The sequence below is a fragment of the Flavobacterium sp. genome, assembly GCF_035292545.1.
GTDB lineage: Bacteria > Bacteroidota > Bacteroidia > Flavobacteriales > Flavobacteriaceae > Flavobacterium.
Genome location: NZ_DATDPV010000040.1, coordinates 77,675 through 103,910 on the forward strand (window position 1 = coordinate 77,675; position 26,236 = coordinate 103,910).

The following is a 26,236-nucleotide window of genomic DNA, read 5'->3' on the forward strand; positions in this document are numbered from 1 at the left end:
ATGAAAAAGCCATTCGAAAGAATGGCTTTTTTTATGGAGTTTTTTAAGAAGAACTTGGTTTATTTAACTTGTGAAGTGTTTTTTTAAGCTTGTATTTTAGCTTGCTTATATCTACATATATTGATAGCTTTTTTTAATCGGGGTCGGTTGTAGCGTTGTAAAATAATTGGATAAACATTTAATACAATATTTAAAATTAAAAGCCACAGTGATTCTGTAATTCCAAATTTAACAGCCACGAAAATGGTGAACGGTATTACGATAAAAAATATAATGATATGACCCAATTCAGATTGTTTGGTGACATATTCCAAATGGATTAAAGCGTCCAAATCCTTTTTGACAGGATTTGCTTTTTTATGGTGTTTTTCCCAACCAATCAAAACGAGTAGCTTTCTGAAAACATTTACTCCCAAGGATTCATAGATTTCTCCTTTCTTTTCCCACTTTTTTTCGTTGTAATACGTAGATTTAAATTCAGGTTTTAGCGCTTGGGTAAATTGGAAAACGCACATCATTAACATCAGATTTAGTATCCAAGCGAATAAAAAACCTTGTAATCCTACCCAATTGATGAGACCACAAACCATCAAAATTGTGCTAATTATGATGAGACAAATGATTAAACTTTTTCGCATACTTCAATTTAAGGTTTATAGAATGTTTGTACAACCGGAAACAACGTAAAATATATTTATCGTTTCAATGCAAAATGACCTTTGACAATTCTACCGTCTTCCAGATATATGGCATACCAATAATCGTTTCCAGGAAGCATGTTTCCATTGTATATGCCGTCCCAACCATCTCCGATAGGATTAATTTGCTTCAATAATTTTCCATATCGGTCATAAATATGGATGGTGCTGTTGCTGTAAAATTTTTGGGTAAGCCCAATTATTTTCCACGTATCATTATAACCATCTGCATTAGGAGTAAAGAATTTCGGGATTCCTACTACGGAAATTTCTTTGGAAATTATTCCGCAACCCTCTTTATCAGCTATGTATATGGTATGAATTCCAGCTTCTACATTTTCAAATTGATTACTGTTCTGAAATGGCCCATAAGGCAAATCAATACTGTACTCAAATTGGTTTTCGTCCCCAATCACAAATATAGTTACCGTATTATTATCGGATAAATCTATGATTGCTATGTTTTCAATTGTGGCTAAATCCGAGTTGCTTACGGTTATAATTCTATCCTTAAAACAACCAAAATTATTTGAGACACGAACCGAATATTGTCCTGCTGCTAAAACGCTAATTGTAGGTGTCGTTTCTCCATTTGGTGACCATAAATATTGTAATGTGTTTGGGTTTCCGGAAATTAAACCAGCATCCAGAATCGTTGGCGTATTTGGAGTGTTTAAACAAAAAATAGCGGTATCTGTAATCTCAATATTCGGTAAGGAACGCACAAATAGGTTAATCACGTTGATTCCGGAACAGGCATTGTTGTTTTCGATACGTGCGTAAACCGTTTGTTGGTTTATCGTTGTATTGGTGAAACTTGCAGCAATTGGATTTTGTTCTATTAAAGCATCGTTCAAATTTTCAAAGTAAGTAACCGTGTTTCCTGTAGTTTCAAATCCGGCATCTGCTAAATTGAATTCGAAAAAACCATCTTCTGTTGCGTCATCATCACAATGTTCTAAAACTATCGTAACCGTTGGATTTGTAGTTACATTCAATGTTAAGGTAGTTATGGTATAACATCCGGTAGTGTTGTCAATCACTCTGACACTTATAGTTTGCGGGTTTGTAATATTCAAATAGTTTGTGTTTAACACACCTGTGTCATTTTGTGCGGCTATTGGATTTATATAGAATTTTGTAGAAAGATTACTGTCATTACCGGTTAAATCAGGATTTGCTTCGGCTAAATTAAAAGTAGTTAATCCATCTGGAAAAAGCCCAAAATCACATTGGGTTAATTGTGATGGTGTCGCATTTGGGATGGTTTTAATTATTATGTCAAATGGTTTATAAGTAAAACAACCGGTTGATGTGTTTCGGATTTTCGCCCAAAGCGTTTCGTTTGTAAATGGAAGCTGATTGGTGTAAATGCTTGGTAAAATGGCAGTGTCATTATCCGTTGGATGATAGGAAACCACGGTGTTAGAATTTCCATTTATGAGATTTGCATCGTTATCCGTTAAATTAAAAGTTACAAAACCATTGTTATCCAAATCACAGCCGGTCAAATTTATAGGGTCAGGAGTTACAAATGGAGTTACCGTTACATTAAATGAAGCGGTAGAAAAACAGCCTGTAATATTGTTTGTTAATCTCAGATAAATTTGTTGCGGATTTGTTGTGTTTTGAAAACTATTTGGATTTACAATTGGATTCTCTCCAGTCACAACGTCATTAGAAGAAGTGTGAAAAGTAGGAGTAGTGCCTGATTGACTTCCAATGGCAATTGCTGAACTAGTCGTTAAATCAAAAATGGTCTTATTGTCTTGTGAGGCATCAGAATCACATTTTTCAATATTAAGTGTCGTTCCTGCAGTTGTATTATTAAATACTGGTGGTTGATTGAAAGTTGCTGAACCAGTCCAAGCCAGTGAGAAGTTACTGGTTCCGATAGGTCGGTCAATTACTATAAAATAGGTTTCGTTGTCCAGAACGGTGAGCCATTTGACAAAATTGTTTCCCGATATACCGGGGCCTTCACTTAGGTCAAATTCTGTTGCATTCATGCCTGTCATATTACTGGTCGAGCCAGCAGCTTCCGGATTTGTGGTGGAGCATCTTATGGCCTGGCCAATGTTTCCACAAGTTGCATTTGGACCAAAAACAAAAAAATCGAAATCAACAGTGATATTATTGCTAGTAGGAGTTAAAATAAAACCCAATGTTCCTCCGGTCAGGATATTTACTTTAAGCCAGAGACTGTTATTTTCCGCACTAGCGCAACTATTTGATCCTGAAAGTTCTTGAATTCCAGCGCCTGTTGCTGATAAATCTGCGTAATTGTTGTTTCCACAAATGATTAATGCATTCGAACAATCATTTTGCGAACAAACAGATTGGAGTACAAATAAAAAGAAAATGCTAATTGAAAATTTTAAACGGCTCATATTTAACTTCATAGGAATATATTCACAAAAGTAGTGTTTTACCGCTTCAATGCAAAATGTCCTTTGGCAATTCTTCCATCTTCGAGATATACTGCATACCAATAATCGGCGGAAGGCATGGGTTGGTCATTTAAGGTTCCGTCCCAACCGTTTCCAGTGGTCCCAATTTGTTTTAAGAGTTTCCCATATCTGTCAAAAATATAAATTGTCGAATTATAATTAAATTCTGTGCTCACGCCTTTTATATTCCAAGTGTCATTAAATCCATCTCCGTTTGGAGTAAAATAAGGAGGAGCACCAATTACGGAAATAATTTGACTCACCATTCCGCAATCATTTAAGTCTTTTACGAATACTTCATGAATACCGGCTGCTACATTAGTGAAGACATTTGAGTCTTGAAAAACATTGGTATAATCCATACTGTATACATAATCGCCCTGCCCAGTTACATTTACGGTAACCGTATTTACATCTGACAAATCTACAATTGTGGCCACGCTAAAATGAGCAATGTCAGAGGCAACAACCGTTATTGTTCTAATTCTGCTGCATCCAAATGCGGTTATTACTTCTACCGTATAAACACCTTCCGTGTTTACATCTAATGAAGATGTTGTTACGCCAGGGATAACGATTCCGTCTTTAGTCCAAATGTAAGCGTAATTACTTTCTGGAGTTCCGTCCTGAATACCAGCAGTTAATGTTACAAAAATGTCAGGAAGATTGGTGCAAACCAGTTCATTATGTTCTAATGCTATATTTGGTAGGGGATTTGCAACAAAATGCAATGTTGATGTTGCCACACAAATGGTATTTAAAGGGTTTTCTATTGTTACCGTTACATTTTGTGTAGCTGTAATAAATGGATTTGGTAACGGACTCGTTAATGGATTTCCATTCGAATCAAAATATTTCACAACCATTCCTATCTGTCCGTTTAGAATATTACTTTCAATTAAAGTGGTATCAAAACTATTCAAACCATCAGTATCACTTGGATTATTATCATCACAAGCGGTAATAAATACTTCTGGATCTGCAACGGGGCTAGCATCTACAATAAAATTAATCATTACTTCATCATAACAAGGAATTCCATTAACAGTATTTGTATTATTGTTAGTGACTCTCGCTTGTATAGTTTGTGATGCAGTTGTAAATGTGTTAGGAAATGGGCTCGGTAAAGGCAGGTTATTTTGATCTAAATAAGTAGCCGTGACATTGGTTTGCCCTTGCAATAAATTGGATTGCAATGTTGATGTGTTAAAAGTAAAGGTACCATCGTTATTATCATCACACATTTTAAAATCAGCAATAAGATGCGCCACTGGTAATGCTTCAACGGTTAAAGTAACATAAGCACCAAGACCAAAACAGGCATTATCAATATTGCTATCAACACGAACCCAAATATCCTGCTGGTTTAAAGTTACATTTCGATAATTTGAAATATTGGTTATTTCATTAATTTCCGCAGAAGCATCTGGTTCATTTTTATAATATTTAATGGTATATAAAGAACTTGGTGGTGGAAGAATACTTTCAATATCCGCAGTAACGCTGCTGAAATTAAATTCGGAAACACCATCAGTATCATCATTTCCTGCATCTAAATAATCATCACAAACTGTAAATGAACGATGGAATGAAGCATTTATTTGTGTTGCAGAAACAACCAAATTCAATTGCGCAACTGTAAAACAATTATTTGCATTTTCAATTCTAACCCAAACTACCCCGTTTGCACTTGAATAAACCGTTGGAGTTGCAATCAAAACAGATGAATCTGCTGTATTTGCCCCAGTTGAAGTAGTATAATAGGTAAATGTTTCATTCAGATAATTTGCTGAAATAAAACTGTTTTTTGCTGTTAAATTAATGTTTGAAATACCATCACTGTCATCATCACATTGAACTAAGGTTACCGGTGAAGTTATTGCCGGCAATGCAAAAGTATTCAAGGTCGCAAAGTCTGAAGTCAATCCGCAGGAATTACCATTTTTACTCAAAATCAAGCGGTATTTATAGCCATTCATAACTGGAGAAACACTGGTAATTTGCAAAGAAATTGTTGTTGTTCCGGAATAGGTTGCGTTGTCACTAAGGTTTGTCCAAGTTATTCCATCGGTAGAAACTTGCCATTGATATCCATCTACCAGAGTTGAACTTATGGTAAATGTTGCATTTTGAAGTTCACATTGGGTTTGATCCGTTGGTTGCGTTGTAATTGAAATTGGCGCGGCAGTTATATAGTTATTATTTGGTGGGGTATAACCATTGGTTCCATTAGTCACCATACCACTAGCGTTTACTGTTGCTGGAATATTTCCTAGATGCGAGTCATTATTTCCATCGGTAAAGCCAGCTTCAATAACATCCGAACAGCTATCATTATCACTATCCAAATCAACATAATTAGCTAGTCCGTCACTGTCAGTATTACTAATAGTGTAGTTCAAAATGCCATTGTCTGTTGTAGTTTCCAAACTGTTTGAAAGGCCGTTGATTCCAAAAGAAACTTGGTTTCCATCAATAATTCCATCATAATTTGCATCAATAGCATTGCTTCCTGATTCAGCTAAATCATAAATCCCGTCATTATCTGAGTCTAAATCATAATAATCGGCAACTCCGTCTAAATCTGCATCCGAAGCAATTATTGTCACTTCATAAGCATCATCCAATCCATTTTGATTGACATCAATATTTGAAATCGGAATATAATTTTGACTCGTAAATTCGGTATTATCCAAAATCCCATCATTTTCAGAATCCAAATCCAATTGATCAGGAACGCCATCTGAATCGTTGTCTTTAGGAACACAAGAGGCAAAAATGGAAAAGGTTGCCTTATTTATGCTGGCATCCGACAAGTTTTTTTGAGTGAAACTAAATGAAGTTGTAAGATGAGATCGAAAACTAAATGTCCCCGTTCCTGCTGCCAAAGGAATGCTGCTGTTGACCCTAAAGCGGATTTCAAATGAAGAATATTCAGTGATACCGCTTTCATAAATCCCGTCATAATTAGTGTCAATCAATAATTGATTGCTTGGATTAAGTACGGTTATGGTTTTATTTATAGGTGATTTTACAATAAAATCAGCATCAGAATTAATTAAATCACTGGCATTAGCCGTAGTTACATATTCTAACGCTACAGAAATTGGCTGTGCAAAATTCATTTGATAGGTAACTGAATTTCCTTTTCCAATGGGAACTTCTGTAATAAAAGTTCCATTTGCAATTCCGTTAAAAGTTCCCAATGGTGTTCCGGTACCATCAGTAGTAATTGTACCTGTAAAAGAATTTGAATAATTTCCGACAGTGATGTTTCCGGCTGAAGCATTAGAGATATCTATATTTGAATTCCCATACGATTCCAGACAATTGGGTAAACCATCATTGTCCAAATCTAAATCGATATTGTCATTTGCTAAATCATTATCCGAATTTGTTGGGCAATCACTGACTGGAATTTTATCTGAATTTAGAATAGTTCCACAAACTGTTATGGCAGCGGATACAAAATAATAACCAGGTTGAGTAGGTGTATAATTACCGGATGTTGCTCCTGTGATTGGTAAATCATTAAAATACCATTGAAAAGTGTCAAATGCTGATAGCGTATTCACATTTAATTCTATGTTAGGAATACAGTTGATTTGTGTAATATCCAATGGTTGGAAAGTAACTTCCGGTTTAAAAGTAAAACCCGAATAGAATCCGCCATAAGTCGCCGCACCGCTGGAACCAAAATAAGATAAGTAAACTTGTTTTGTCGAAAAAACGGATATGTTTCCAGTCAATCCCTGAAAAGTATAGGTTACAAAACCGGAATTTCCTAAAACATTTAAAGGCCCATTTACCGTTATATTGGAAGGCAAAGATGCCAATGGATATGAAATGCCATTGATAATGAAGTTTAAATCGGCGCCAGTTTCAGTTACAATGCAAACCGTTCCGGTAAAACTAGAGTTGCTTCCTACCTCGTTGATAAAAGGAATATTATTGATTATTTTTGGTGTTTCGCAGCTCAATGGCGGTACAAAATGCATGTTTTGATTGGCTTGGTCATTCGTTCCTCCAATTCCCTGATAGGCAAAAACATTTTTTGAAGCGCTAACATAAAGATTGCCAACTGAAGAAAATTGTGAACCGTCAAAAGCAACATATTCACCTGCATTAAGTGTTATAAAAGGAGTTGTATTCCCATTTACAAAAACATCGGTATTGTTTTCATTTGCAACAATCAAAGGACGTTCCGTAGCATTAGGGCCATTTCCTTTTATAAAAATATAATCTGTTCCTGTTCTTTCCGCGGAAACAATTTGGTCAAAACCCAAATCTAAATTACTGGTGGTGCCGTTACTTCCTGCAAAAGAACCGCAATTCACCGCGATTGGTTTTGTAGCAGTTATAGACGCACCAATTAGTCCGTCCCTGTTAGCATTATTTGGACCTTCGACGGCAAACACATAACTTTCGCCTCTGTTTAAGGTGATACTGCCCGGTGTATTTCCAGCACCTGTGTTATTAATTAAAGAAACACCAATTTTTATATCATTAAAAGAAACCGTTGTGTTGTTCTCTGTAGCTAAAATCGAAGCAAAAGTGTAATGATTATTACTTGTATTTGCTACACCAGTATTAACAAATGCGCCAATTCTAAACTGAGTTCCTAATGCGGCCAATCCTTTAGAAACTAATCCTCCGGCTTGATAATTTTGTGGGGTAGCGATAAGTCGAACAGTAACATAAACCAAATCTTCGGCTTCGACAATGTAACCCTTATCATTTCTGACAGAACTAACATTGATTCTACTAACGAGAAGTTGTGTATTGAAACCCGCACCAATGTTCAGGATATATGGATTGTCTCTTGAAACGGTTCCTATTATTATTGAGCCACCCAATTCAAAAATTTTGAAATTTACCGGCGTCAGACTTGGACAGGAAATATACATAAATTGTCCTTGCGGAGCCTGACTGTCAGAATTTGATAATGGCGGTATATAGTGCGTTTTGCTAAACTGAGAAAATGCGGTGATTGAAAATAAAAACAGTAAGATTTGTATTGTTTTTTTCATAGGTCAAAAATGTCCTTAAAAGTAACACTTTATCTTATAAGGCTAAAATTTCCCTTGATAATTCTTCCGTTTTCGAGAGATACTACAAACCAATAATCGGTGGAAGGCAAATCCTGAGCATTTAATTTTCCATTCCAACCAGAATCATTTCCTTGAAAATTATAAATTAATTTCCCGTAACGGTCAAAAATTGTAACCGTACTATTAGGTTGAAAATTTAAAAAAGGGATAGACCAGGTATCATGAAATCCATCTCCGTTCGGAGTGAAATATCTTGGGTAATCCAAAACGGAAATGCGGATAGGAAGTGTAGTTCCACAACCATATGTATCTCTAATATAAACCCAATACACACCAACTGAAACATTATCAAATAAAGGGCTGTCTTGAAAAGAAGTTCCGTCAAGCGAAAATTCATAAACGCCACTACCGGAATAGTTGATTAAAACTGAGTTCTGGTTTCCCGAAAAATCAACAATATCGATTGAGGTTACAGTTGCAATACCGGAATTTATCACATTGAATTTTTTGATGGCAAAACAGCCATTGGCATTGGTTACCGTAATCGTATAATTTCCGGCTGTCGTAACTTCTGTACTAAAATCAGTATCACCGTTACTCCATGAATAACTTGAAAAATTACTGGAAACGGCTAGTGTTTTTGGTGTTCCATCGCATAAATAAACCGTTTGATCTTCAAAATTATTTGGTTCAAAAGTATTTACAATAAGCTTTATTGGCGTAATTCCGTAGCAGTCAGGTCCATTTACAATTCGGGCATAAATCGTTTGTTGATTTGCAACGGTGTTACTGAAAGTATTTGGCAACGGATTGTTTTGCAGGACTGCATCGTTTTCAGATAAATAAAATTCGACAATTAATCCTGATGGCAAACCAGCTAAAATTTGTGGAGTTGCCTCTTGGTTTAAATCAAAAATTGAAAACCCATCTTGATTATCAATGTCATCACATTTTGAAATTGGACTTTGATTGGCAATCGTGTTGTTTGAAATTTGAAGATTTATCTCAACAAAACTATTACAACCATGAGTATTTGATACAAGTGCATAAATCGTTCTTGGTGCTGTAGTCTGATAAGCATTTGGGTTTACAATCGGATTGGTATCGGACTGATTTTCATAATAAACGGAACTTAACACACTGGAATCACTAGCAATGATTAATGCATCAACTTTCGCTAAATTAAAAATGGTTACGCCATCATCATTATCATCACATTGCACTAACGTTTGGTTGCTTGGATTTGGCAGGGCTGCAAACTCGACTTTCACTTCTCCATAAGAAGTACAGGTGCTTGTTCCAATAATTATTTCGACAGAATAAATTACTTCTGAAGCATTTGTATTATCGGTAATAGCATAAGTTGCATTGGTTTCACCTATAATTTCAACCCCATCTTTAAACCATTTATAACTATTTATTCCTGGTTGTGTGGCATTTAAAACTACGTTTTCGCCGGCACAATAAGGATTATTCGTAGCAATGAGTCTGTCTGGACCTAAATCTGTTGTACTTTGAAAACTCCCACCTCCTAAGAATATAGCCGAATCGTATAAATTATTTCCCTGATCCGCAATAACTAATTTTATATGATAGGTTGTGCCTGAAACAACATCAGCTTCGGCAGTCATAACAACGGTCTGACCATTATAATTTGTCGGATGGTTTGTTCCATTAAAACCGCCAAAATATTGCTCATTTGCAGTTGGACAAACAGTTCCTGGACCGCGCACTGTATTTATTTTTACCGGAGTACTGGTTCCTGGAACGACGGCTAAATTTTGATATTGGTTTTGGCTGCCCGCTTCTTTTAATAGAAAGGCAAAACCATCGGTGTAATTACATTGGTTACTGCTTGGGTTTGTTAAATATTGTTCGGAAGAAAAAATATAGTCAAAACTAATCTTATTGGTAACCGGTGTGAAATCAAATTCAAGAACGGTAGCATTTATGGATCCTGAAATATTCAAAGCTTGTTCTAAATCATTATCACCTGTCCAGCTTGTTGAGCCTTCACTTAATATTGAACTATTTGGGCCAATGCTTGAAGAAGCTTTTCCGGTACTCAATACAACTCCGTTTAGGAATGGAAAACTACTGGTTCCGTTATCAAAATAACCAAAACTCTGTTGTCCGTTTCCAAAATCACCACCTGTAACACTCACATTGCTGATGGAAGCACAAGTACTGTTAACCAGAACATCTTCAACCAATTGTTGTGCCGTATACGTATCGTTAACCTGAATGTATTGGGCTGTAATTGTTCCTGAGAAACAACAGGCAAGAATAATAAAAAGAATCTTTTTTATGAATTTCATAGCATCCGCAAAGATACTATAAATCTCGTTTTTCCAGTAATTTGTAAGACATTAACATAAATATAACAGTCCAGGCCAAAACGATAAGGATGGAAGTGAAGTGAACACCATAGTCTTTTACATTTCCAGCTCCACCAATGGTTGTTTCTATGTTTTTGATAATGGATAATCTCGTAAAAGGTTCCACGATTAAATTGCTCATTGATTCTAACGGCATGAATTGCGTAATATTTGAGGCTATTTTGCTATCCGGAAAGATTTTGAAAGTTAAAACACCTTTGATAATTCCTTCAATAATATTCCAAACAAATAAAAACCCAATAGCAAAAGCTGAACGTTTTACCAAAATTCCCAAGAACAAACAAAAGGAGAAAAAGCCAACTAATTTTACGAAATAAGCCAAAATATACTCTAAATCAGAGAAAATAATACCCATTTCGGTATATGAAGAAAAACTAAAGCCTAAAATCAAGGACATTATAAATACAAAAACGGTTGAGCCTAAAGCAAATAAAACTACGGTCAGGAACTTCGACAAAATGAATTCCTGCTTGCTCATGCCATCAATAAGATTTTGTTTCAAAGTACCGTAACTGTATTCATTCGCCATCATCGAAACAATAACAATAGCCAAAAAGAATTTGAGAACGGCTGCGATATACGTATTAAAATGCCAAATATAAGGGAAGTTAAAAATACCCTGTTCGGCGATGTGTAATTTAAAACTTCCGATATTAAATTCAATAGATGCAATTAAAGCAATAAAAGAAAGTAATACAAAGTAGCTAATAGTTAATACTTTACTAGCTTTATTTTTCCAGATTTTTTGTAATTCTATAGAGAGTAATCGTTTCATTTGATGCGTGTTGATAGATGATTATTTATTATTGGTTAGTTCCAGGAATTGTTCTTCCAGGCTGTTTTTTCGTTTTACTAAATGATTCAAACAGATATTTTTCTCAAACAGAAAACGATTTAAATCACATGGTTCCAATGGAGCATGCAGGTAAACCAATATTTTTCCTTCCTCTTCCACTACTTTTTCAATTGCGGGATGTGTACTTAAAACGGTTTTCAAAGTTGCATTGTCATCAGATTGCAATTCGAAGAATCCTTCGTTAGACGTCATACCGTCAACAGTTCCTGAATATAAAATTTCGCCTTTTCTTAAAACCAAAACATGCGAACATACTTTTTCGACTTCATCTAATAAATGAGAAGCCAGTAAAATTGTAGTTCCCTGAGAGGCAATCAATCTAATAATATCACGGATTTGGTGAATGCCCTGAGGGTCTAAGCCATTGGTAGGCTCATCAAGAATAAGAATTTCGGGATCATTCAATAGGGCAGAAGCAATAGCTAAACGCTGTTTCATTCCAAGAGAAAAAGTGCTGAATTTGCTGTCTTTTCGTTCTATTAATCCAACAACTTCCAGTTTTTCCTGAACTTTGGAGTAATCGATACCTTTGATTTTACAAACCAACTGCAAGTTTTCCTGAGCGGTCATATAAGGGTAGAAGTTTGGCCTTTCGATAATAGCACCTACTTTTTTCAATGCTTCGTGGGTTTCCATGGTTCCGCCAAACCAACTGTATTCACCAGAAGTTTTGTTCACGACATTCAAAACAATACCTAAAGTTGTTGATTTTCCGCTTCCGTTCGGACCTAGAATTCCGTAAACATTGCCTTTGTGTATTTCGAGGGAAACATTTTTTACGGCTTGTAATAAGCCAAAACGTTTGTTGAGGTTTTTAATAGAAAGTATAGTTTCCAAATTGTTCGTTTTTTAGGTTGTATATTAGGACGAACAAGATAAGAATTTGTTACTGTAAAATTAAAATTAGTTTATTTCATCAATTAACATGCATAGGGCATTCAATTTTTCATTGGTAATAGGTTTCATAATGTAGCTTTTTACCACATCATATTTTTTTGCCATCTCTATATCCGCAGGATCAATTGATGAAGTGACAATAAAAATTGAAATTTCTTTTTTTATAGGCAAAAGAATAAACTCATCCAGAAATTGCCAACCGTCCATGACCGGCATATTCAAATCTAGGAGTATGGCGTCAGGGAGTCTTTTGTTTTCTGCATGATTTTTTATCAATTCATCTAAAGCAACTTGAGGATTAAAAAAAGGATGGATTTCCTCGCAAAACTCATTTTTAGCAATCAGTAGGCTCATTAATTTCACTGATAATTTATCGTCATCAATAATATAAGTTAATTTATTTTTCATTTAAATATATTTTAAAAATTGAACCCATACCCACTTTACTTTCGACTTCAATTTTTCCATCCATAGCCTCAAGTTGGTTTTTGGTAATAAATAAGCCAATGCCCCTTGCATCATCATTGCCATGAAAGGTTTTATACATACCAAAAATTTTGTGTCCATTTTTTTCTAAATCTATTCCTAAACCATTGTCCTTAAAGGTTATGATGGTGTATGATTCATCGATTTCATAGCCAATTTTTAAAATGGCTTTGCGTTCCGGGTGTCTGTATTTTATAGCATTTGTAAACAAATTTAGCAAAATACTGTCCAAATAAGCCGGAATAACGCATACCGTTAAATCTTCCGGTATAGTATCAATTATTGAGATCTGACTTTCTTTGATAGACAAACTCAAGGCGTATTTTGTTTTTTCGATTTCGTCTTTCAAACGAATTTCTTTTTTCTCAATATTCGTATTTTTCTGAATAGTGATAATTTCGTTCAGATATTCAATGGTTTCCGAAAGCTTCTCCGTTCCTTCTTTAAACAATTCAAAGTAGGATAATTTTTCGGCGGTATTTTCCGTGTTTTCAATTACATCGACTACCATAGATAAATTGCTGGCGTGCGAACGAATGTTGTGGGAAACAATATGAGCAAAGTTAAACAATTTATTATTTTGATGGCTCGTTACTTCCAGGAGTCCTCTGAGTTCGAATTCTTTTTCCTTCCGGGCAGTAACATCGCGTCCCACACCAACAAAATTGATACAATTGTTATTATTGTCAAAAATGGGAGTGATATTCAACTCAAACCAATATTTTTCTTTTTGTTTGTTGTAATTCAGGATAGTAACTTTTATACTTTGTTTATCCTGAATGGCTTTTCTAATTTTATCAGTTGTTCGCTTATCAGTTTCAGGACCTTTTGATAAATATCCGGCTTTTTCCCCTAATATTTCTTGCAGGTTGAAACCGGTCAGTTTCAAATAGGCATTGTTAGCCCAGACTGCTTTGCCTTTTGGATTTGCGATCACAATGGTATCGGTAGTTTCTGAAGCAGCAAGAGACAGCATATTCATGTTTTCTTCGACATTTCTTCGTTCGGAAATGTCTCTGAAAAAGCAAACCGAAAACGTCTGATCTCCAACTTTAAATTTTTTACCGGAGGCAACTTCAACAGGAATTGTAAGGCCAGATTTGGTTTTTATATAAGTTTCATTAACAATATAATTGTCTTTTGTCAAGTGACTCTTGAGAAATACCCTAACTTCTTTTCTGTATTTAACAGGAAATAATTCGGAATTATGAATACCTACTAATTCAGAATTATCATATTCTGTAAGCTCTGAAGCTCTTGGATTACAATTGGTAATGATGCCATTTGAAATGTCAATAATAAAAATGGCATCGTTGGCACTCGAAAAAATGGAAGAGAATTTTTCAACACTTTGTTGAAGCTCATTAATGAGATTCTGCTCTTTTGTTATGTCTTGAAAAGTGCCAAGTAATCTGATGGGTTTTTTATTTAGGAATTCAATCTGACAAATACCTTCTACATATTTGATGTTGTTTTTAGCAGTCGTGATTTGAAATGTTTTGTTAAAAGGAGTTCCTTCAACAATGGCCCTTTCGATTAGTAATTCGATTTCATCTCTATTTTTATCTATGCTGTAAAAATCAATTGTATTTTTAGTAGTTGGAATAAATTCTTCGGAAACTTCATGAATACATCTTGTAACAGAATCCCAATAAATGAGATTAGTTTCCAAATTAATTTCCCAAATCCCAATTTTAGCGGATTGTGCGGCTTTGAAATAGAGTTTAAGCTTATTGGTCATGATAGGTAAAAGATGATTATGGGATTCCAAAATTTGAGCTATTATTTAAGATTCATTTTTTTTATAACAAATAAAAAGGTATTTTGTAAAATTTATTACAAAATAAAACTTCACAACTTACACTAAATGAGTGTGTTGTTTTTTTTAAGATTGAAATTTAAGTTTTCAGTGAAAATGTTTTTTTCACACCGAGAAATGATTAAACTATAGGGTGTCTTTTTTGATAAAAATGGATTAAGGTTTCATTAACCTCCCTAAGTTCCGGAGTAAGAAATGTTTTTTTTCCTTTTTCATCATTCGTTAATTCTAAATGACAATTCGTGCATTCGAATTCTTTAAAATGGCCTGTTACATTTCGGGTTATTATAAATTTATGTCCAAAAAAGGAACACAAAATCTTTTTAGTTAGAAATTTTTCTTTGATTGCGATTATATTCATAATCAGGTAATTTAAGTTGTGTTCCATAAACGTAATAAATAATCGACGAAGCGCCAAATAAAATCGATTAAATACATCTTTTTTGTATAATGATATATAAATACCTACAAATATGAATTTTTATCTAAATACCTGATTTTTAATTATTTTTTGAATTTTGTAGCTAAAGTCGAATTTTTATTAATTTATTAAATTCAAATTTTAATTCTGCTTAAAATTTTTTTAAGCAAAAAAAACCTTTCTCATTATAAGTATGAGAAAGGTTTTTAGCATTTTAAATTCAAATTTTATTTAAATATTGAATTAACTTTTTTCTTCTTTATTAAAATAAACCAAATAATAATACATCTGTTTTTCTTCGTCCCAACCTTTTTCCACATATTTTTCGGCACTTTCCGGATTAATGAAATCCATTTTTATTTGAATATGAGTATCGAGATTAATCACGTTTTTGATTGATTTTCGGGCATCCGAAACGGCCGCATTGGCGATAGGAAATGTAGTCACATCTTCGATGCTGTATTTCTCGCCTTTGTCTATTTTGTAGTTTTTAAATTCAGGAATCAGATCAGGATTATCCAATACTTCATTCAGGAAATTGGTTTCTTCGAACTGGTCGTTTTTAGCAAAATAATTCACCGAACGGTTCATGAACATAACTTCTTCTTTCTTGTCTTCGGCAGGAAACACAACATCTTTCGCGAAACTTTGACAGAATTTCAAATATTTTTTGGTAATGAAATTTTCATCTTCAAAGGCATCAACCGAAAGAAACTGTTCCAGCCAATAACGGGCATCATAACGATTACTGTCAACGGTTAAGATTTTATAACCTTCTTCTTTTTTGTAATTGAAAATCAAACAGCCTTTGTCGAGTTTGTTTAAGTTAATTCCATGTTGCAAAATCATATCCAGGTCAGTTCCTTTTTCTTCAAACTGTAAGAAATCAGATTGTAACTCACTTTTGAAAACCCCAATGGCATCCACGACATTGTTATCGATATTCACATTGGTTAAATAAGTGATATAAACTTCCCCGTTTTTAATATGCGGATGATTGGATTGTTCAAAAAGATGGTTGGTGATTTGTTTTGAAACATCATGTAAACTACTTGGATTCTCAAAAATTTGAGTGGCAAATTTATACATGTCATTGTAATCCAAATCTACTTCGTGTGCAAATTGAAAATAATTTTCTTCTTTTTCTCTAAAAGGTTTAAAAAAATATTCTTTCATCAAAGGCGCGATTTCATCATTTAGATTGAATGGCTGCTCCGATAAAAAAATCGCTTCGTTCCTGCTTTTGTTTCCAACTCGGTGGATGGAAAGTGTTTCAATGTGAGTATTATATAGGTTGATCATTTTTATTTTTAGATGAAAGAACCAAGATTAAAGAGCTTATATACAGTCTTTAATCTTAGTTCTTGATTCTTAAATTATTTTTTTAATTCCAAAGCAAAAACCTTTGAACCTTTGTTGCTCAGAAACTTTGTCCCTGAAAAACTAATTCCAATTTTCCTCAAACCCAAAGTCTTCAAAACTATCGTCTCCCTCAAACATATCAAGGTCATCTTCATCAAGATCATCTTCGAATTCTCCATAAATATCATCATGCATATCAGCTTCAAAGCTTTTCTCCATAGCTTCATCCGGCATTTCTCCATGTGAAAATATTGTTTCGGGATACGTATTTCCAAAAACCAGATCTTCAACAGCAGCTAATTCTACAAGAAAAGTCCACATGTTTATGAAGTCGTAAACATAAATGATTTTAGTATTCTGTTTGTCTAAAATGTCAGATAATTTGTAATCACTCATGATTTTTTGCTCGCCAGGAACATCACCAGTATCAAAAAGAGAGATTTCATCTTCCTGATTCCAAGTCTCATCGCAAGTGTAGAATGAAGCTACTTCCATTCCGTCGAACCCAAATGAATTGAAGATAGCGTTGTGTAAATCTTCTAAAGTATCGTCTTCATGTATTGCAATGTCTCTAAAAACATCCTCTTCCGCGTCTAGAATTACTCTAAATTTATAAACCATAATCTTTCCTGTTATTTGAAAGGTCAAAGGTAAAATTTAATTTTAGATTTCAGATTTCAGATTCTGTATTTGTTGATAAGATTTTTGCGTATGCATTTATAAAATTTGAAAATCAGTCGTAAGTAAATACCATTATTTTTTAAATGAACTAACTATTCTTTTTCTGAATTGGTGGTATTTTCCATGATTTGGATATTGTCTTTTTGAAGTCATATTATTAAAAATCAGCGCTACAATCAATAAAATGAATGCACCAGTCAAAACAGGGGTCACTACATACCAATATCCGAGATTTTTAATTTCCACCGAACCAGATACCGCTATCAAAGCAGTGGCGCCACCTGGCGGATGTAAAGTTTTAGTTACCTGCATCAAAACAATAGACAGCGAAACAGCAAGCGGTGCGGTTATCCAAAGAATGTCAGGTGCCAATTGCTGAACCGTAACGCCTATAATGGCAGAAACCAGATGACCGCCAATAAGGTTTCGCGGTTGTGCAAATGGACTTTGAATAATGCCATAAACCAATACGCTTGAGGCACCGAAAGAGCCAATTAAATAAACTACATCGGAATGTGGCAAGGTTTGAGACTGCAAATAAGCAATAATTGCAATACCGATAAACGACCCTAAAAATGCCCAGAAATGTTCTTTATAATCGACCAAAGTCTCTTTATAAAGAATGTATTTAGTCTTGCGGTAATTCCGTTTTAAGTTTTTAACTGGCATAAATCGTTATTTTGCTAAACTTGGAGAAAAAGTATAAACCGTGAAAGGATAAATCATTTTCGCCGTGTATTTTGAAATCAGACTAACAGCTAAAATTGGGAAAAACAAAGTATAGTCATTCGTTAATCCGCAAACCAGGAAAATTGCAGTAAAAGGCGCATGAATGCTGGCACTCAAAACAGCTGCCATTCCCATAATCATAAAATTTATTGGAATTACATTGGCATTAAAATAAGTGTTTATAACGGAAGCGACGAGTAATCCCAAAAAGGCACCAATAAAAAGACTCGGTGCAAATACGCCTCCATCTCCTCCAGAAGCAAGTGTTACTGAAGTTACGATTGGTTTTAAAATTAAGATTCCGATGAATGTTAATGCTAATGACAATGTAAGTTGTGTTTCATTTGTATGAAGAAAAATTTCTTTGATGCCGTGATAACCGTCACCATAAAGTTGTGGAAAAACATATAAGGATATGCTTAAAATTACAGAGCCCAAAACAACTTTGTAATAAGGAACTTTAATTTTTGAAAATTGAGATTTAAAAAACAAGACACAACGCGTTAAATAAACCGAATTTATTCCGGCCAAAATGGCTAAAAGGATAAAATAAGGAATGGCTTTCAGATGCCAAGTCGAAATGTTTACAGCAAACAAAGGTTTTTCATCCAATAAAAAAACTAGTCCGTAAGCAATTGAAACAGCAATCAAATTACTGATTAAAAAGACTCGGGTTACTTTTCTCGAAATGACTTCCAATGCAAAAAGAATTCCCGCGATCGGACTGCTGAATAAAGCGGTAATTCCCGCCGCAACGCCTGCACAAATCAATTCGGTTTTGTATTGTCTAAAGACATTTTCTTTTCGCTGAGCGACGGAACCTATAGTTGCAGAAGCGACAACTGTAGAAACTTCAATTCCCGTGGAGCCACCAAAAATGACTGTCAATAAGCCGTTGATGAAATGCGATGGAATTTTATAACTTGGTAAGTTCTTGGATTTAGAATTGGTGCTCTCAAAGATTTCTTTGATGCCTTTATTTTCTTTTTTCTTAAAAAGATATTCTCTAAGAAAATAAATGATAGACAATCCAAAAACTGGAAAAACAAAATAGAATAGTGGATTTATAGTAGCCTGATTAAAAAATATTTCCTCGTAATGTTCGGTTGTCTTTTTTAAAATAACTCCTAAAAAAGCAGAAAGAAAACCAATCAGGATAGAAACAATAACTAATTTTCTGAATTTAATTAATTGATAATTTTTTTTAATTAGTGTTGTTTTATTCATCTGAAAATTTATTTAAGCGTATTGCAAACTTAGAAAAAGAAAATTATAAGTGTGCTAATGAATAGAGATAATGATGATGTTTTATGATTTCTTTAAGAATTATGCAAATACAAGAGGTAAAAAGCTTTTATTTTTCATAAAATTCAATGGGAAGATTGTCCGGGTCGGCAATAAAAGTGAACCGTTTATTGGTTGTTTCATCTATTCTGATGGATTCTGACACAATATTTTTTGAAGATAAAAAATGAACGGTTTGGTCTAAATCATCCACTTCAAAAGCCAAATGGCGCAATCCTGCAGCTTCTGGTCTAGAAGTGCGTTGAGGTGGATTTGGAAAAGAGAAAAGTTCAATGGTATAAATGCCATTTAACGCCAAATCGAGTTTGTAAGATTGTCTTTCCTCACGGTAAATTTCCCGAATAATGGTTAATCCTAAAATTTCTGTATAAAAAGCTTTCGATTTTTGAAAATCGGAGCAAATAATAGCGATGTGATGTACTTTATTTATGGAAAGCATATTATTCTAAATAGGTCATTTCAGGAAGATTGGCTTTGGGATCCTGCGCTAAAGCATCCGAATGAAGTTTATGAATCAAGGCTTTGGTTTCATCAATATCACTAATTCTAAATAGAAACTGAGCTTCATTTTTGTCATCAGCATTTTGCCAGAGATGTTCTAAAAACATATTATTTTCGGCATGGAAAGCTTTATCGTTCTCAAGAAATTCTTTGATTATTTCTAAAGAAACATTTCTAAGTTTGGCTAAAAGATGTGGCATAATTGGTTTTTTAAAAACGTAAAATACTTGAAAAAAGTTAAGCCTAATCTTTTGATTAGGCTTAGTTGTTATTTTTTTTCTGCGGTGCAAAGTCCAACAATTTCGTGGTATGTGTCGTGTATATTGGTGAGTGATTTTACAATATCGTCGTCGGAAGCTTTTGAAGTAACCAATTGGTGTAATTTTTTACTTTTAAGTTGTAATTTTTCTGCAGATGCCAGAATTTGATTTGTTCTAAACTCTTCCGGAATATCTGATTTTAATAATGCGGCAGCTTTTAACATCATTTCTTCCGAACGTGCTTTTATAGGAGCAAGATTTCCTTCTTCAGCGGGATGAAAAGTTTGCGACAGTACTTCGTGAAACGCTTCTATAGCGGGCCATTTTTCGGTAACCGATTGTGCTGAAACCGTATTTACCGCAAAAACAAATGCGATGATTAGAAATGCTTTAATGTGTTTCATGATTTTTTTTATTTAGTTTTATTGGTCTAACAAATATACGCATTTTTATTCTTTTTTGCCTGCAACAATCCACCATTGGTTTTCAAATTGATCTTAAAAATCAGTAGTATAACCATATTATGGAGTAATATCATAGGGTATTACCGGAAGATAATTAGATGGTGTTTTCATAATTTTGAAATTACATTATTACAGAGAATTTAATTCTTTTTTCACTTTTGCTGGCAATTTGTCTTTAATTAAAGCATACGATTGTGCAACATAATGCTGCCATTCTGAATTTGATAAAACGTTTATGTCTTCTGCCAAAACCCATTTGTAACGTGCTACATAAGGAGCAGGTTTAAAGCCTTCTCGATGGATTATTTCTTCAAATTCTTCATCCAAAACTTTAAATGAAGCCGAAGTTGGCGATTGATTCAGGCCAACCACACAAAACATTTTTCCGCCAATGCAAAAACACAAATCATTGCCCCATTTTATATCTTCAGTAACCGCTGGAAGTGATTTGCAAAGCTGTTGTAATGCTTCTATGTTCATGAATTAAATTTTAGTTTTGGCAATCTTGTCGTGTAATTTTGAAATTTCCTGTAATGCGGCGCTGCTGTACCAAAGCGTTAAATCTACTTCAAAAATATTGGCTTTAACGGCGGGATCGGTTGCCACCAAAGCCTGAGCCTCTTCGATTGTACTGACATTAAAAATAAATATCCCACGGTAATTCTTGTCATTTTTCATAAAAGGTCCGGCAACGATAAGTTTCCCTTCTTGCGCGAGCTTATTTATATTAGCCATATGGCCTTCAAACAATTTATTCTTTTCCTCTTTTGTCGCAGTTGTATTATTTCCTGTTTTTAAAATGCAAAAAACATATTTTTTCATTCCATATTCATCTGCGTTCAATGATTTGGCTAGTTTTTCATCGTAAACAGCAGTTGTTTCTTGTGCAAAAAAGGCATTACAGCATACTAATGTGAGCAATGTGAAGAGTATATTTTTCATTATTTAGTGGGTTTTAAATCAAAAATACAAAAATAAGGATGCAATTTAATATTCGAACTAACTAAAAACAGTTCATCCCAAGAATTCTACAATTCAGTCAGAACTATTTTCATACTTTTATTTTCTGTAAGATATTTGCCTTATCAAACTAAACACGATGAAAACGCTATTTACATTTGCCATTTTTTTATTTTCAATGACACTTTTTTCGCAAACCACACTTTCCGGTAAAGTAGTTGACGAAAAAGGATTAGCTATTTCCGGAGCCAATCTATTTATAGAAGGAACTTATGACGGAGCATCAAGCGACGAAAAAGGGAACTTTAGTTTCACAACCACAACCAAAGGAAATCAAACGCTTGTAGTAACTTTTTTGCTTTCCGAAACCACTAAAACGGTTATTGATGTGGCAAATTTCCAAAACAAAATGATTAAATTAAGAGACAATGTCAATGCACTTGATGCCGTTGTGATTACTGCAGGAAGTCTGGATTCAGGAGATAAAGCCAGAGTTTCGGTTTTGAAACCACTAGATATTGTGACCACAGCTGGTTCTGCCGGTGATATTGTGGCCGCTTTGCAGACTTTGCCAGGAACCCAAACGGTTGGTGAAAGCGGCAGACTGTTTGTTCGTGGTGGCGAAGCCGATGAAACCCAAACTTTTGTAGATGGTATTCGAGTAGCGCAACCTTATGGAGCAAGTACCAATAATTTACCCACGCGTGGTCGGTTTTCTCCGTTTTTGTTTAGTGGCATTTCGTTTTCAACGGGTGGTTATTCTGCGGAATATGGTGAAGCTTTATCGAGTGTTTTATTATTGAATACCCAAGATGAACCCGATCAGAACAAAACCGATATCTCATTAATGACCGTAGGATTAGGTCTGGGAAATACACAAAAATGGAAAAAAAGTTCCTTGAGTGTCAATACGGCTTATATTGATTTAGCACCTTATCAGGTGGTAATTCCACAAAATGTTGATTGGAATAAGGCGTTTCAATCCTTGTCGGGAGAAACGGTTTACAGATATAATTTTGAAAATGGTTTGTTGAAAGTTTATGCTGCTTTTGATGCTTCCCGTTTTGATATCAATCAGGAAAATATAAACGAACCGGAACAGAAAACAAGAGTTAACCTGAATAACAATAATTTTTATTTCAATACTTCTTATAAAGGAAATTTTGGTTCAAACTGGCAGATTATAACGGGTTTAAGTTATGGATATGGTCAAAATAAAATTGGAATTGATTTGGATGATGTGAAAAATGCAGAAAATGCTTCCCATCTGAAATTAAAATTGAGAAAGAGTTTTTCAGATAGAATAAAGCTGTCTTTTGGAGCCGATTATTTTATTACCAAATTCGATGAAAATTTCAATCAAAATTCAGGTTCTAATTTTAAAAGCGGGTATGATTCGAATATTGGGGCAATTTATACGGAAGCCGATATTTTCTTCTCTAAAAAATTCGCGGCCAAAGTAGGAATAAGGGCTTCTAATAATGATTTATTAAATGAAACGAATATTTCTCCAAGAATTTCAATGGCCTATAAAGTAGCAAAGAACAGCCAGTTTTCTTTAGCTTATGGAGATTTTGCCCAAGCACCAAAACAGGAGTTTCTGAAATATTCCAATGCGTTTGAAAGTGAAAATGCCTCTCATTATATATTGAATTTTCAGTACAATAAAAACGGTAAAACGTTCCGGGCGGAGACCTATTATAAAGACTACACTAATCTGGTAAAATTCGATACAGAGATGGTAGCATACAACTCGGTTTTTAATAATAATGGTTCAGGTTATGCCAAAGGATTGGATTTGTTTTGGAGAGATGGGAAATCGTTCAAAAAAATGGAATATTGGGTTTCGTACTCCTACATAGACACCGAAAGAGATTACAGAAATTTTCCAACTGCGGTTACGCCTAATTTTGTAGCCGATCATAATTTGTCCATAGTCACCAAATATTGGATAGAAAATTGGAAATCACAGATTGGTTTCACCAACAGTTTCAGTTCCGGGAGGCCTTACAACAATCCAAATGAAACCCAATTTATGAACGGAAAAACGAAAACGTATAACAGTTTAAGTTTCAACTGGGCGTATTTATTATCTCAGCAAAAGATTTTGTATTTCTCAGTTTCTAATGTTTTGGGAACGCAAAACGTTTTTGGATATGAATATGCAAACAACCCGGATGCCAATGGAATTTACAATCGAAAAGCCATAACGCCAACAGCCGATCGTTTCTTTTTTGTAGGCTTCTTTTGGACCATCAGTAATGATAAAAAGAGTAATCAACTTGATAATCTATAGAGGTTCAAAGGTTCATAGACTCAAAGGAATAGGAGTTGATTTGTATTAGGTTTAGAACCTTTGTCACTTTGTATCTTTGAGCCTTTGAACCCTTAAAAAAACAATTCATCCATCAATATCAACAATTCAGTCAACATAAATTTTTAAACGCTTAGAATCAACATAAATTTGTCTCATCAAAAAATAATAACCTTTAAAAATAATAATCATGAAAAAAGCAATTTTAGTTTTAGCAATTTTAGTTTCAGGCTTTGTACAAGCCCAATCAGGACAATTCCAACAAGGAATGGGCAATGGTTTTAAACTTTGGGGAGAAGGAAAAACGACAGAAGCATCTGCGATGTTCGAAAGAATTGCTTCGGCAGAAAAAAACAGTTGGTTGCCGAATTATTACGTGGCTTTAGTAAACACAACAACGGCTTTTAGCACTACAGACAAAGAAACGGTAAATGCATTATTGACAAAAGCACAATCAGCATTGGATATTGAAATGGCTAAAACACCGGCTAATGCTGAGTTATTAGTTATGCAAGCGATGATTCATACGGCCTGGATTGCATTTGACCCAATGACAAACGGAATGAAATTGTCCGGAAAAGTAATGGAATTGTACACAAAAGCACAAATGTTAGCTCCGGAAAACCCAAGAGTGGTTTTTTGTAAAGCAGAGTTTGAAATTGGCGGAGCAAAATACTTTGGAACGGATACGAAGCCAATGTGTGCCCAAGTTGAAAAAGCAATCGGACTTTTTGCTACTTTTAAACCAGAAACTCCTTTTTCTCCAAAATGGGGATTAGATAGAGCACAGGAAACATTGAAAAACTGTAAATAAAACCGTTTGATTGTTTTCTAATAGTGTATTTAGAGAAACGAAATGTATCATTTTAACTGTTGAAAAAAAGGAATAATGGCTATAAAACCACATTTGCTAAAAGCTTTATTTATTGGAGGGATTATTTTTTTGATTTCCTTTTTAATCCGATTTGTTTCTGTTGGAGCCGAAGTTTTTAATCAACAGTTATATGTTTACTTTCTGTATTGCATGCTCTATAGTGTTGTTCTGTATCTTGTAAACGCCGTATTGTTTAAATTTTTGGACAAAATTTTCAAGCGTAATATTTACTCTCCTAAGCGGATAATTGTTGGATTTATCAGTTCCTTTTTTGTCTCTTTATTTGTGATTTTTTTGTTGCGCATTTTTATGAAAGTAATCGTTGAGAAAAACACATTAACGGATTTTTTAGCCAATGAAACACCTTCTGAATATGTAGAATCATCCATTTTTACTTTCATCATTTTATTAGGATTTCACGCTTTGCATTTTTACAAAGAAATGCAGGACAAAAAAGTAAAAGAACAAAAGATTATTGCGGGAACGGCTTCAGCAAAATTCGAGAGTTTAAAAAATCAGATTGATCCTCATTTTCTTTTTAATAGTTTGAATGTTTTGAGTTCTTTGATTGAGGAAAATCCTGAAAATGCACAACGATTTACGACTTCATTGTCTAAAATTTACAGATATGTTTTGGAACAAAAAGACAAAGAATTGGTTTCGGTTGAAGAAGAATTGACTTTCGCTAAAACCTATATGAATTTGCTGAAAATGCGTTTTGAAAACAGTTTGTTTTATGAATTGCCAACGGTGATTTCAAATCCGGAAGCCAAAGTAGTACCGCTGTCGTTACAACTTTTATTGGAGAACACAGTAAAACACAATGTGGTTAGCGAAAAAAGACCATTGTACATTCGGATTTTTGAAAAAGGAGATTATCTGGTTATTGAAAACGATTATCAAAAGAAAGAAGTATTACAAGACCGTCAAGGCGTAGGGCTTCAAAATATTATTAACCGCTATGCCATTCTTACTGATAGAAAAGTAAGAATTGAACAAAATCAAGAGGTATTCACGGTTTATTTGCCATTATTAACCAAACAAGTTGTAATTATGGAAACTATTAAAATCAATGACGATACAGCCTATTATAAAGCAAAAAAGAGAGTGGAAGCTCTCAAAGGATTTTACGGAAGTTTACTCTCTTACTGTTGTGTCATTCCGGTATTAATTTTTATAAATTATCGTACTTCTTCTTTTCAATGGTTCTGGTTCCCGATGACAGGTTGGGGAATTGGATTAATCATTCACGGATTTGGGGTTTTTGGTTACGGTTCCAATTGGGAAGAAAGAAAAATTAAGGAATTCATGGAAAAGGAAGATCGAAAACAAAATTGGAAATAATTATGGAACGCAATTATCAAGAAGAAGAACGCTATAATAAAGCGAAAAAAAGAGTAGAAGCAATCAAAGGATTCTACGGAAACTTAACAGCATATATTGTTGTAAATATTGGACTTCTGGTTATAAATTTAGTGACATCGCCGGAACATTTGTGGTTTTTCTGGCCTATGTTAGGATGGGGAATTGGAGTAGTCTTTCACGGAATGAGAGTTTATAATTATATGCCGTTCCTAGGGAAAGATTGGGAAGAACGCAAAATGAAAGAGTTTATGGATAAGGAAAACGAACGAAAAGATTCTTGGAAGTAATCCGAAAAATCGAATTTAAAATAAAAATTTTACGTTTGTCATTTTAATTAGTATCAC

At 34.2% G+C, this 26,236-nt stretch carries 22 protein-coding genes; 4 read left to right on the plus strand and 18 right to left on the minus strand.

Annotated features, from left to right (window positions below; genetic code table 11):
- Positions 1 to 83: 83 nt before the first annotated feature.
- The 18 genes from VI621_RS06995 to VI621_RS07080 form a co-directional block, all read right to left on the minus strand.
- Complete coding sequence (locus tag VI621_RS06995; protein WP_324217661.1) at positions 84 to 518, minus strand: hypothetical protein; 435 nt, start codon at positions 516 to 518, stop codon at positions 84 to 86.
- 176 nt (positions 519 to 694) lie between these two features.
- Positions 695 to 3,088: a T9SS type B sorting domain-containing protein gene (locus VI621_RS07000; RefSeq protein ID WP_324217662.1), complete on the minus strand. Its 2,394-nt coding sequence runs from the start codon at positions 3,086 to 3,088 to the stop codon at positions 695 to 697.
- Between the two features lie 38 nt (positions 3,089 to 3,126).
- Positions 3,127 to 8,178 carry a T9SS type B sorting domain-containing protein gene (locus VI621_RS07005; protein WP_324217663.1) on the minus strand — a complete coding sequence of 1,684 codons (5,052 nt, stop codon included), beginning with the start codon at positions 8,176 to 8,178 and terminating at the stop codon, positions 3,127 to 3,129.
- 29 nt (positions 8,179 to 8,207) lie between these two features.
- Positions 8,208 to 10,517, minus strand: a complete 2,310-nt coding sequence (locus tag VI621_RS07010; protein WP_324217664.1) for a choice-of-anchor L domain-containing protein — start codon at positions 10,515 to 10,517, stop codon at positions 8,208 to 8,210.
- A 16-nt stretch (positions 10,518 to 10,533) separates the two neighbouring features.
- Positions 10,534 to 11,373 (minus strand): ABC transporter permease, encoded by an 840-nt coding sequence (locus tag VI621_RS07015; RefSeq protein ID WP_324217665.1) that lies wholly within the window; start codon positions 11,371 to 11,373, stop codon positions 10,534 to 10,536.
- Positions 11,374 to 11,394: 21 nt separating this feature from the next.
- Complete coding sequence (locus tag VI621_RS07020; protein WP_324217666.1) at positions 11,395 to 12,291, minus strand: ABC transporter ATP-binding protein; 897 nt, start codon at positions 12,289 to 12,291, stop codon at positions 11,395 to 11,397.
- Positions 12,292 to 12,357: 66 nt separating this feature from the next.
- Positions 12,358 to 12,759 carry a response regulator gene (locus VI621_RS07025; RefSeq protein ID WP_324217667.1) on the minus strand — a complete coding sequence of 134 codons (402 nt, stop codon included), beginning with the start codon at positions 12,757 to 12,759 and terminating at the stop codon, positions 12,358 to 12,360.
- Positions 12,749 to 14,578 carry a PAS domain S-box protein gene (locus VI621_RS07030; protein WP_324217668.1) on the minus strand — a complete coding sequence of 610 codons (1,830 nt, stop codon included), beginning with the start codon at positions 14,576 to 14,578 and terminating at the stop codon, positions 12,749 to 12,751. Before VI621_RS07030 ends, VI621_RS07025 begins: the two co-directional genes overlap by 11 nt.
- Positions 14,579 to 14,777: 199 nt before the next feature.
- Positions 14,778 to 15,017 (minus strand): hypothetical protein, encoded by a 240-nt coding sequence (locus VI621_RS07035; RefSeq protein WP_324217669.1) that lies wholly within the window; start codon positions 15,015 to 15,017, stop codon positions 14,778 to 14,780.
- A gap of 303 nt (positions 15,018 to 15,320) precedes the next feature.
- Positions 15,321 to 16,379 carry a nucleoid-associated protein gene (locus VI621_RS07040; protein ID WP_324217670.1) on the minus strand — a complete coding sequence of 353 codons (1,059 nt, stop codon included), beginning with the start codon at positions 16,377 to 16,379 and terminating at the stop codon, positions 15,321 to 15,323.
- A 141-nt stretch (positions 16,380 to 16,520) separates the two neighbouring features.
- Entirely contained in the window at positions 16,521 to 17,060 is a 540-nt protein-coding gene (locus tag VI621_RS07045) for an IS1096 element passenger TnpR family protein (protein ID WP_324217747.1), read from the minus strand.
- 132 nt (positions 17,061 to 17,192) lie between these two features.
- A complete protein-coding gene (locus tag VI621_RS07050) occupies positions 17,193 to 17,789 on the minus strand; it encodes an HPP family protein (protein ID WP_324217671.1) in 597 nt (198 codons plus the stop codon).
- Positions 17,790 to 17,795: 6 nt separating this feature from the next.
- On the minus strand, positions 17,796 to 19,076 hold the full coding sequence (locus VI621_RS07055; protein WP_324217672.1) for a chloride channel protein: 1,281 nt from the start codon (positions 19,074 to 19,076) through the stop codon (positions 17,796 to 17,798).
- Between the two features lie 127 nt (positions 19,077 to 19,203).
- On the minus strand, positions 19,204 to 19,593 hold the full coding sequence (locus VI621_RS07060; protein WP_324217673.1) for a VOC family protein: 390 nt from the start codon (positions 19,591 to 19,593) through the stop codon (positions 19,204 to 19,206).
- A gap of 1 nt (position 19,594) precedes the next feature.
- Positions 19,595 to 19,855, minus strand: coding sequence for a hypothetical protein (locus VI621_RS07065; protein ID WP_324217674.1), 261 nt, complete (start codon positions 19,853 to 19,855; stop codon positions 19,595 to 19,597).
- Between the two features lie 68 nt (positions 19,856 to 19,923).
- The gene (locus tag VI621_RS07070; RefSeq protein ID WP_324217675.1) at positions 19,924 to 20,319 is read right to left on the minus strand and encodes a hypothetical protein; all 396 of its coding nucleotides are present in this window, start codon (positions 20,317 to 20,319) and stop codon (positions 19,924 to 19,926) included.
- Between the two features lie 189 nt (positions 20,320 to 20,508).
- Entirely contained in the window at positions 20,509 to 20,859 is a 351-nt protein-coding gene (locus tag VI621_RS07075) for an MmcQ/YjbR family DNA-binding protein (protein WP_324217676.1), read from the minus strand.
- Positions 20,860 to 20,862: 3 nt separating this feature from the next.
- Positions 20,863 to 21,321 (minus strand): YciI family protein, encoded by a 459-nt coding sequence (locus tag VI621_RS07080; RefSeq protein ID WP_324217677.1) that lies wholly within the window; start codon positions 21,319 to 21,321, stop codon positions 20,863 to 20,865.
- A 157-nt stretch (positions 21,322 to 21,478) separates the two neighbouring features.
- Between VI621_RS07080 and VI621_RS07085 the strand changes: the two genes are divergently transcribed.
- The 4 genes from VI621_RS07085 (at position 21,479) to VI621_RS07100 (ending at position 26,179) form a co-directional block, all read left to right on the plus strand.
- Positions 21,479 to 23,635 (plus strand): TonB-dependent receptor, encoded by a 2,157-nt coding sequence (locus tag VI621_RS07085; protein WP_324217678.1) that lies wholly within the window; start codon positions 21,479 to 21,481, stop codon positions 23,633 to 23,635.
- Positions 23,636 to 23,843: 208 nt separating this feature from the next.
- On the plus strand, positions 23,844 to 24,467 hold the full coding sequence (locus VI621_RS07090; protein WP_324217679.1) for a hypothetical protein: 624 nt from the start codon (positions 23,844 to 23,846) through the stop codon (positions 24,465 to 24,467).
- Between the two features lie 75 nt (positions 24,468 to 24,542).
- Positions 24,543 to 25,871, plus strand: coding sequence for a 2TM domain-containing protein (locus VI621_RS07095; protein ID WP_324217680.1), 1,329 nt, complete (start codon positions 24,543 to 24,545; stop codon positions 25,869 to 25,871).
- A 2-nt stretch (positions 25,872 to 25,873) separates the two neighbouring features.
- Positions 25,874 to 26,179: a 2TM domain-containing protein gene (locus tag VI621_RS07100; protein WP_324217681.1), complete on the plus strand. Its 306-nt coding sequence runs from the start codon at positions 25,874 to 25,876 to the stop codon at positions 26,177 to 26,179.
- Positions 26,180 to 26,236 lie beyond the last annotated feature (57 nt).

What these genes read in the sequence shown, in the direction of transcription:
- VI621_RS06995 (WP_324217661.1), bottom strand. Translation starts at nt 518, where the DNA reads ATGATGTGCGTTTTCCAATTTACCCAAGCGCTAAAACCTGAATTTAAA.
- VI621_RS07000 (WP_324217662.1), bottom strand. Translation starts at nt 3,088, where the DNA reads ATGAGCCGTTTAAAATTTTCAATTAGCATTTTCTTTTTATTTGTACTC.
- VI621_RS07005 (WP_324217663.1), bottom strand. Translation starts at nt 8,178, where the DNA reads ATGAAAAAAACAATACAAATCTTACTGTTTTTATTTTCAATCACCGCA.
- VI621_RS07010 (WP_324217664.1), bottom strand. Translation starts at nt 10,517, where the DNA reads ATGAAATTCATAAAAAAGATTCTTTTTATTATTCTTGCCTGTTGTTTC.
- VI621_RS07015 (WP_324217665.1), bottom strand. Translation starts at nt 11,373, where the DNA reads ATGAAACGATTACTCTCTATAGAATTACAAAAAATCTGGAAAAATAAA.
- VI621_RS07025 (WP_324217667.1), bottom strand. Translation starts at nt 12,759, where the DNA reads ATGAAAAATAAATTAACTTATATTATTGATGACGATAAATTATCAGTG.
- VI621_RS07030 (WP_324217668.1), bottom strand. Translation starts at nt 14,578, where the DNA reads ATGACCAATAAGCTTAAACTCTATTTCAAAGCCGCACAATCCGCTAAA.
- VI621_RS07035 (WP_324217669.1), bottom strand. Translation starts at nt 15,017, where the DNA reads ATGAATATAATCGCAATCAAAGAAAAATTTCTAACTAAAAAGATTTTG.
- VI621_RS07040 (WP_324217670.1), bottom strand. Translation starts at nt 16,379, where the DNA reads ATGATCAACCTATATAATACTCACATTGAAACACTTTCCATCCACCGA.
- VI621_RS07045 (WP_324217747.1), bottom strand. Translation starts at nt 17,060, where the DNA reads ATGGTTTATAAATTTAGAGTAATTCTAGACGCGGAAGAGGATGTTTTT.
- VI621_RS07050 (WP_324217671.1), bottom strand. Translation starts at nt 17,789, where the DNA reads ATGCCAGTTAAAAACTTAAAACGGAATTACCGCAAGACTAAATACATT.
- VI621_RS07055 (WP_324217672.1), bottom strand. Translation starts at nt 19,076, where the DNA reads ATGAATAAAACAACACTAATTAAAAAAAATTATCAATTAATTAAATTC.
- VI621_RS07060 (WP_324217673.1), bottom strand. Translation starts at nt 19,593, where the DNA reads ATGCTTTCCATAAATAAAGTACATCACATCGCTATTATTTGCTCCGAT.
- VI621_RS07065 (WP_324217674.1), bottom strand. Translation starts at nt 19,855, where the DNA reads ATGCCACATCTTTTAGCCAAACTTAGAAATGTTTCTTTAGAAATAATC.
- VI621_RS07070 (WP_324217675.1), bottom strand. Translation starts at nt 20,319, where the DNA reads ATGAAACACATTAAAGCATTTCTAATCATCGCATTTGTTTTTGCGGTA.
- VI621_RS07075 (WP_324217676.1), bottom strand. Translation starts at nt 20,859, where the DNA reads ATGAACATAGAAGCATTACAACAGCTTTGCAAATCACTTCCAGCGGTT.
- VI621_RS07080 (WP_324217677.1), bottom strand. Translation starts at nt 21,321, where the DNA reads ATGAAAAATATACTCTTCACATTGCTCACATTAGTATGCTGTAATGCC.
- VI621_RS07085 (WP_324217678.1), top strand. Translation starts at nt 21,479, where the DNA reads ATGAAAACGCTATTTACATTTGCCATTTTTTTATTTTCAATGACACTT.
- VI621_RS07090 (WP_324217679.1), top strand. Translation starts at nt 23,844, where the DNA reads ATGAAAAAAGCAATTTTAGTTTTAGCAATTTTAGTTTCAGGCTTTGTA.
- VI621_RS07095 (WP_324217680.1), top strand. Translation starts at nt 24,543, where the DNA reads ATGGCTATAAAACCACATTTGCTAAAAGCTTTATTTATTGGAGGGATT.
- VI621_RS07100 (WP_324217681.1), top strand. Translation starts at nt 25,874, where the DNA reads ATGGAACGCAATTATCAAGAAGAAGAACGCTATAATAAAGCGAAAAAA.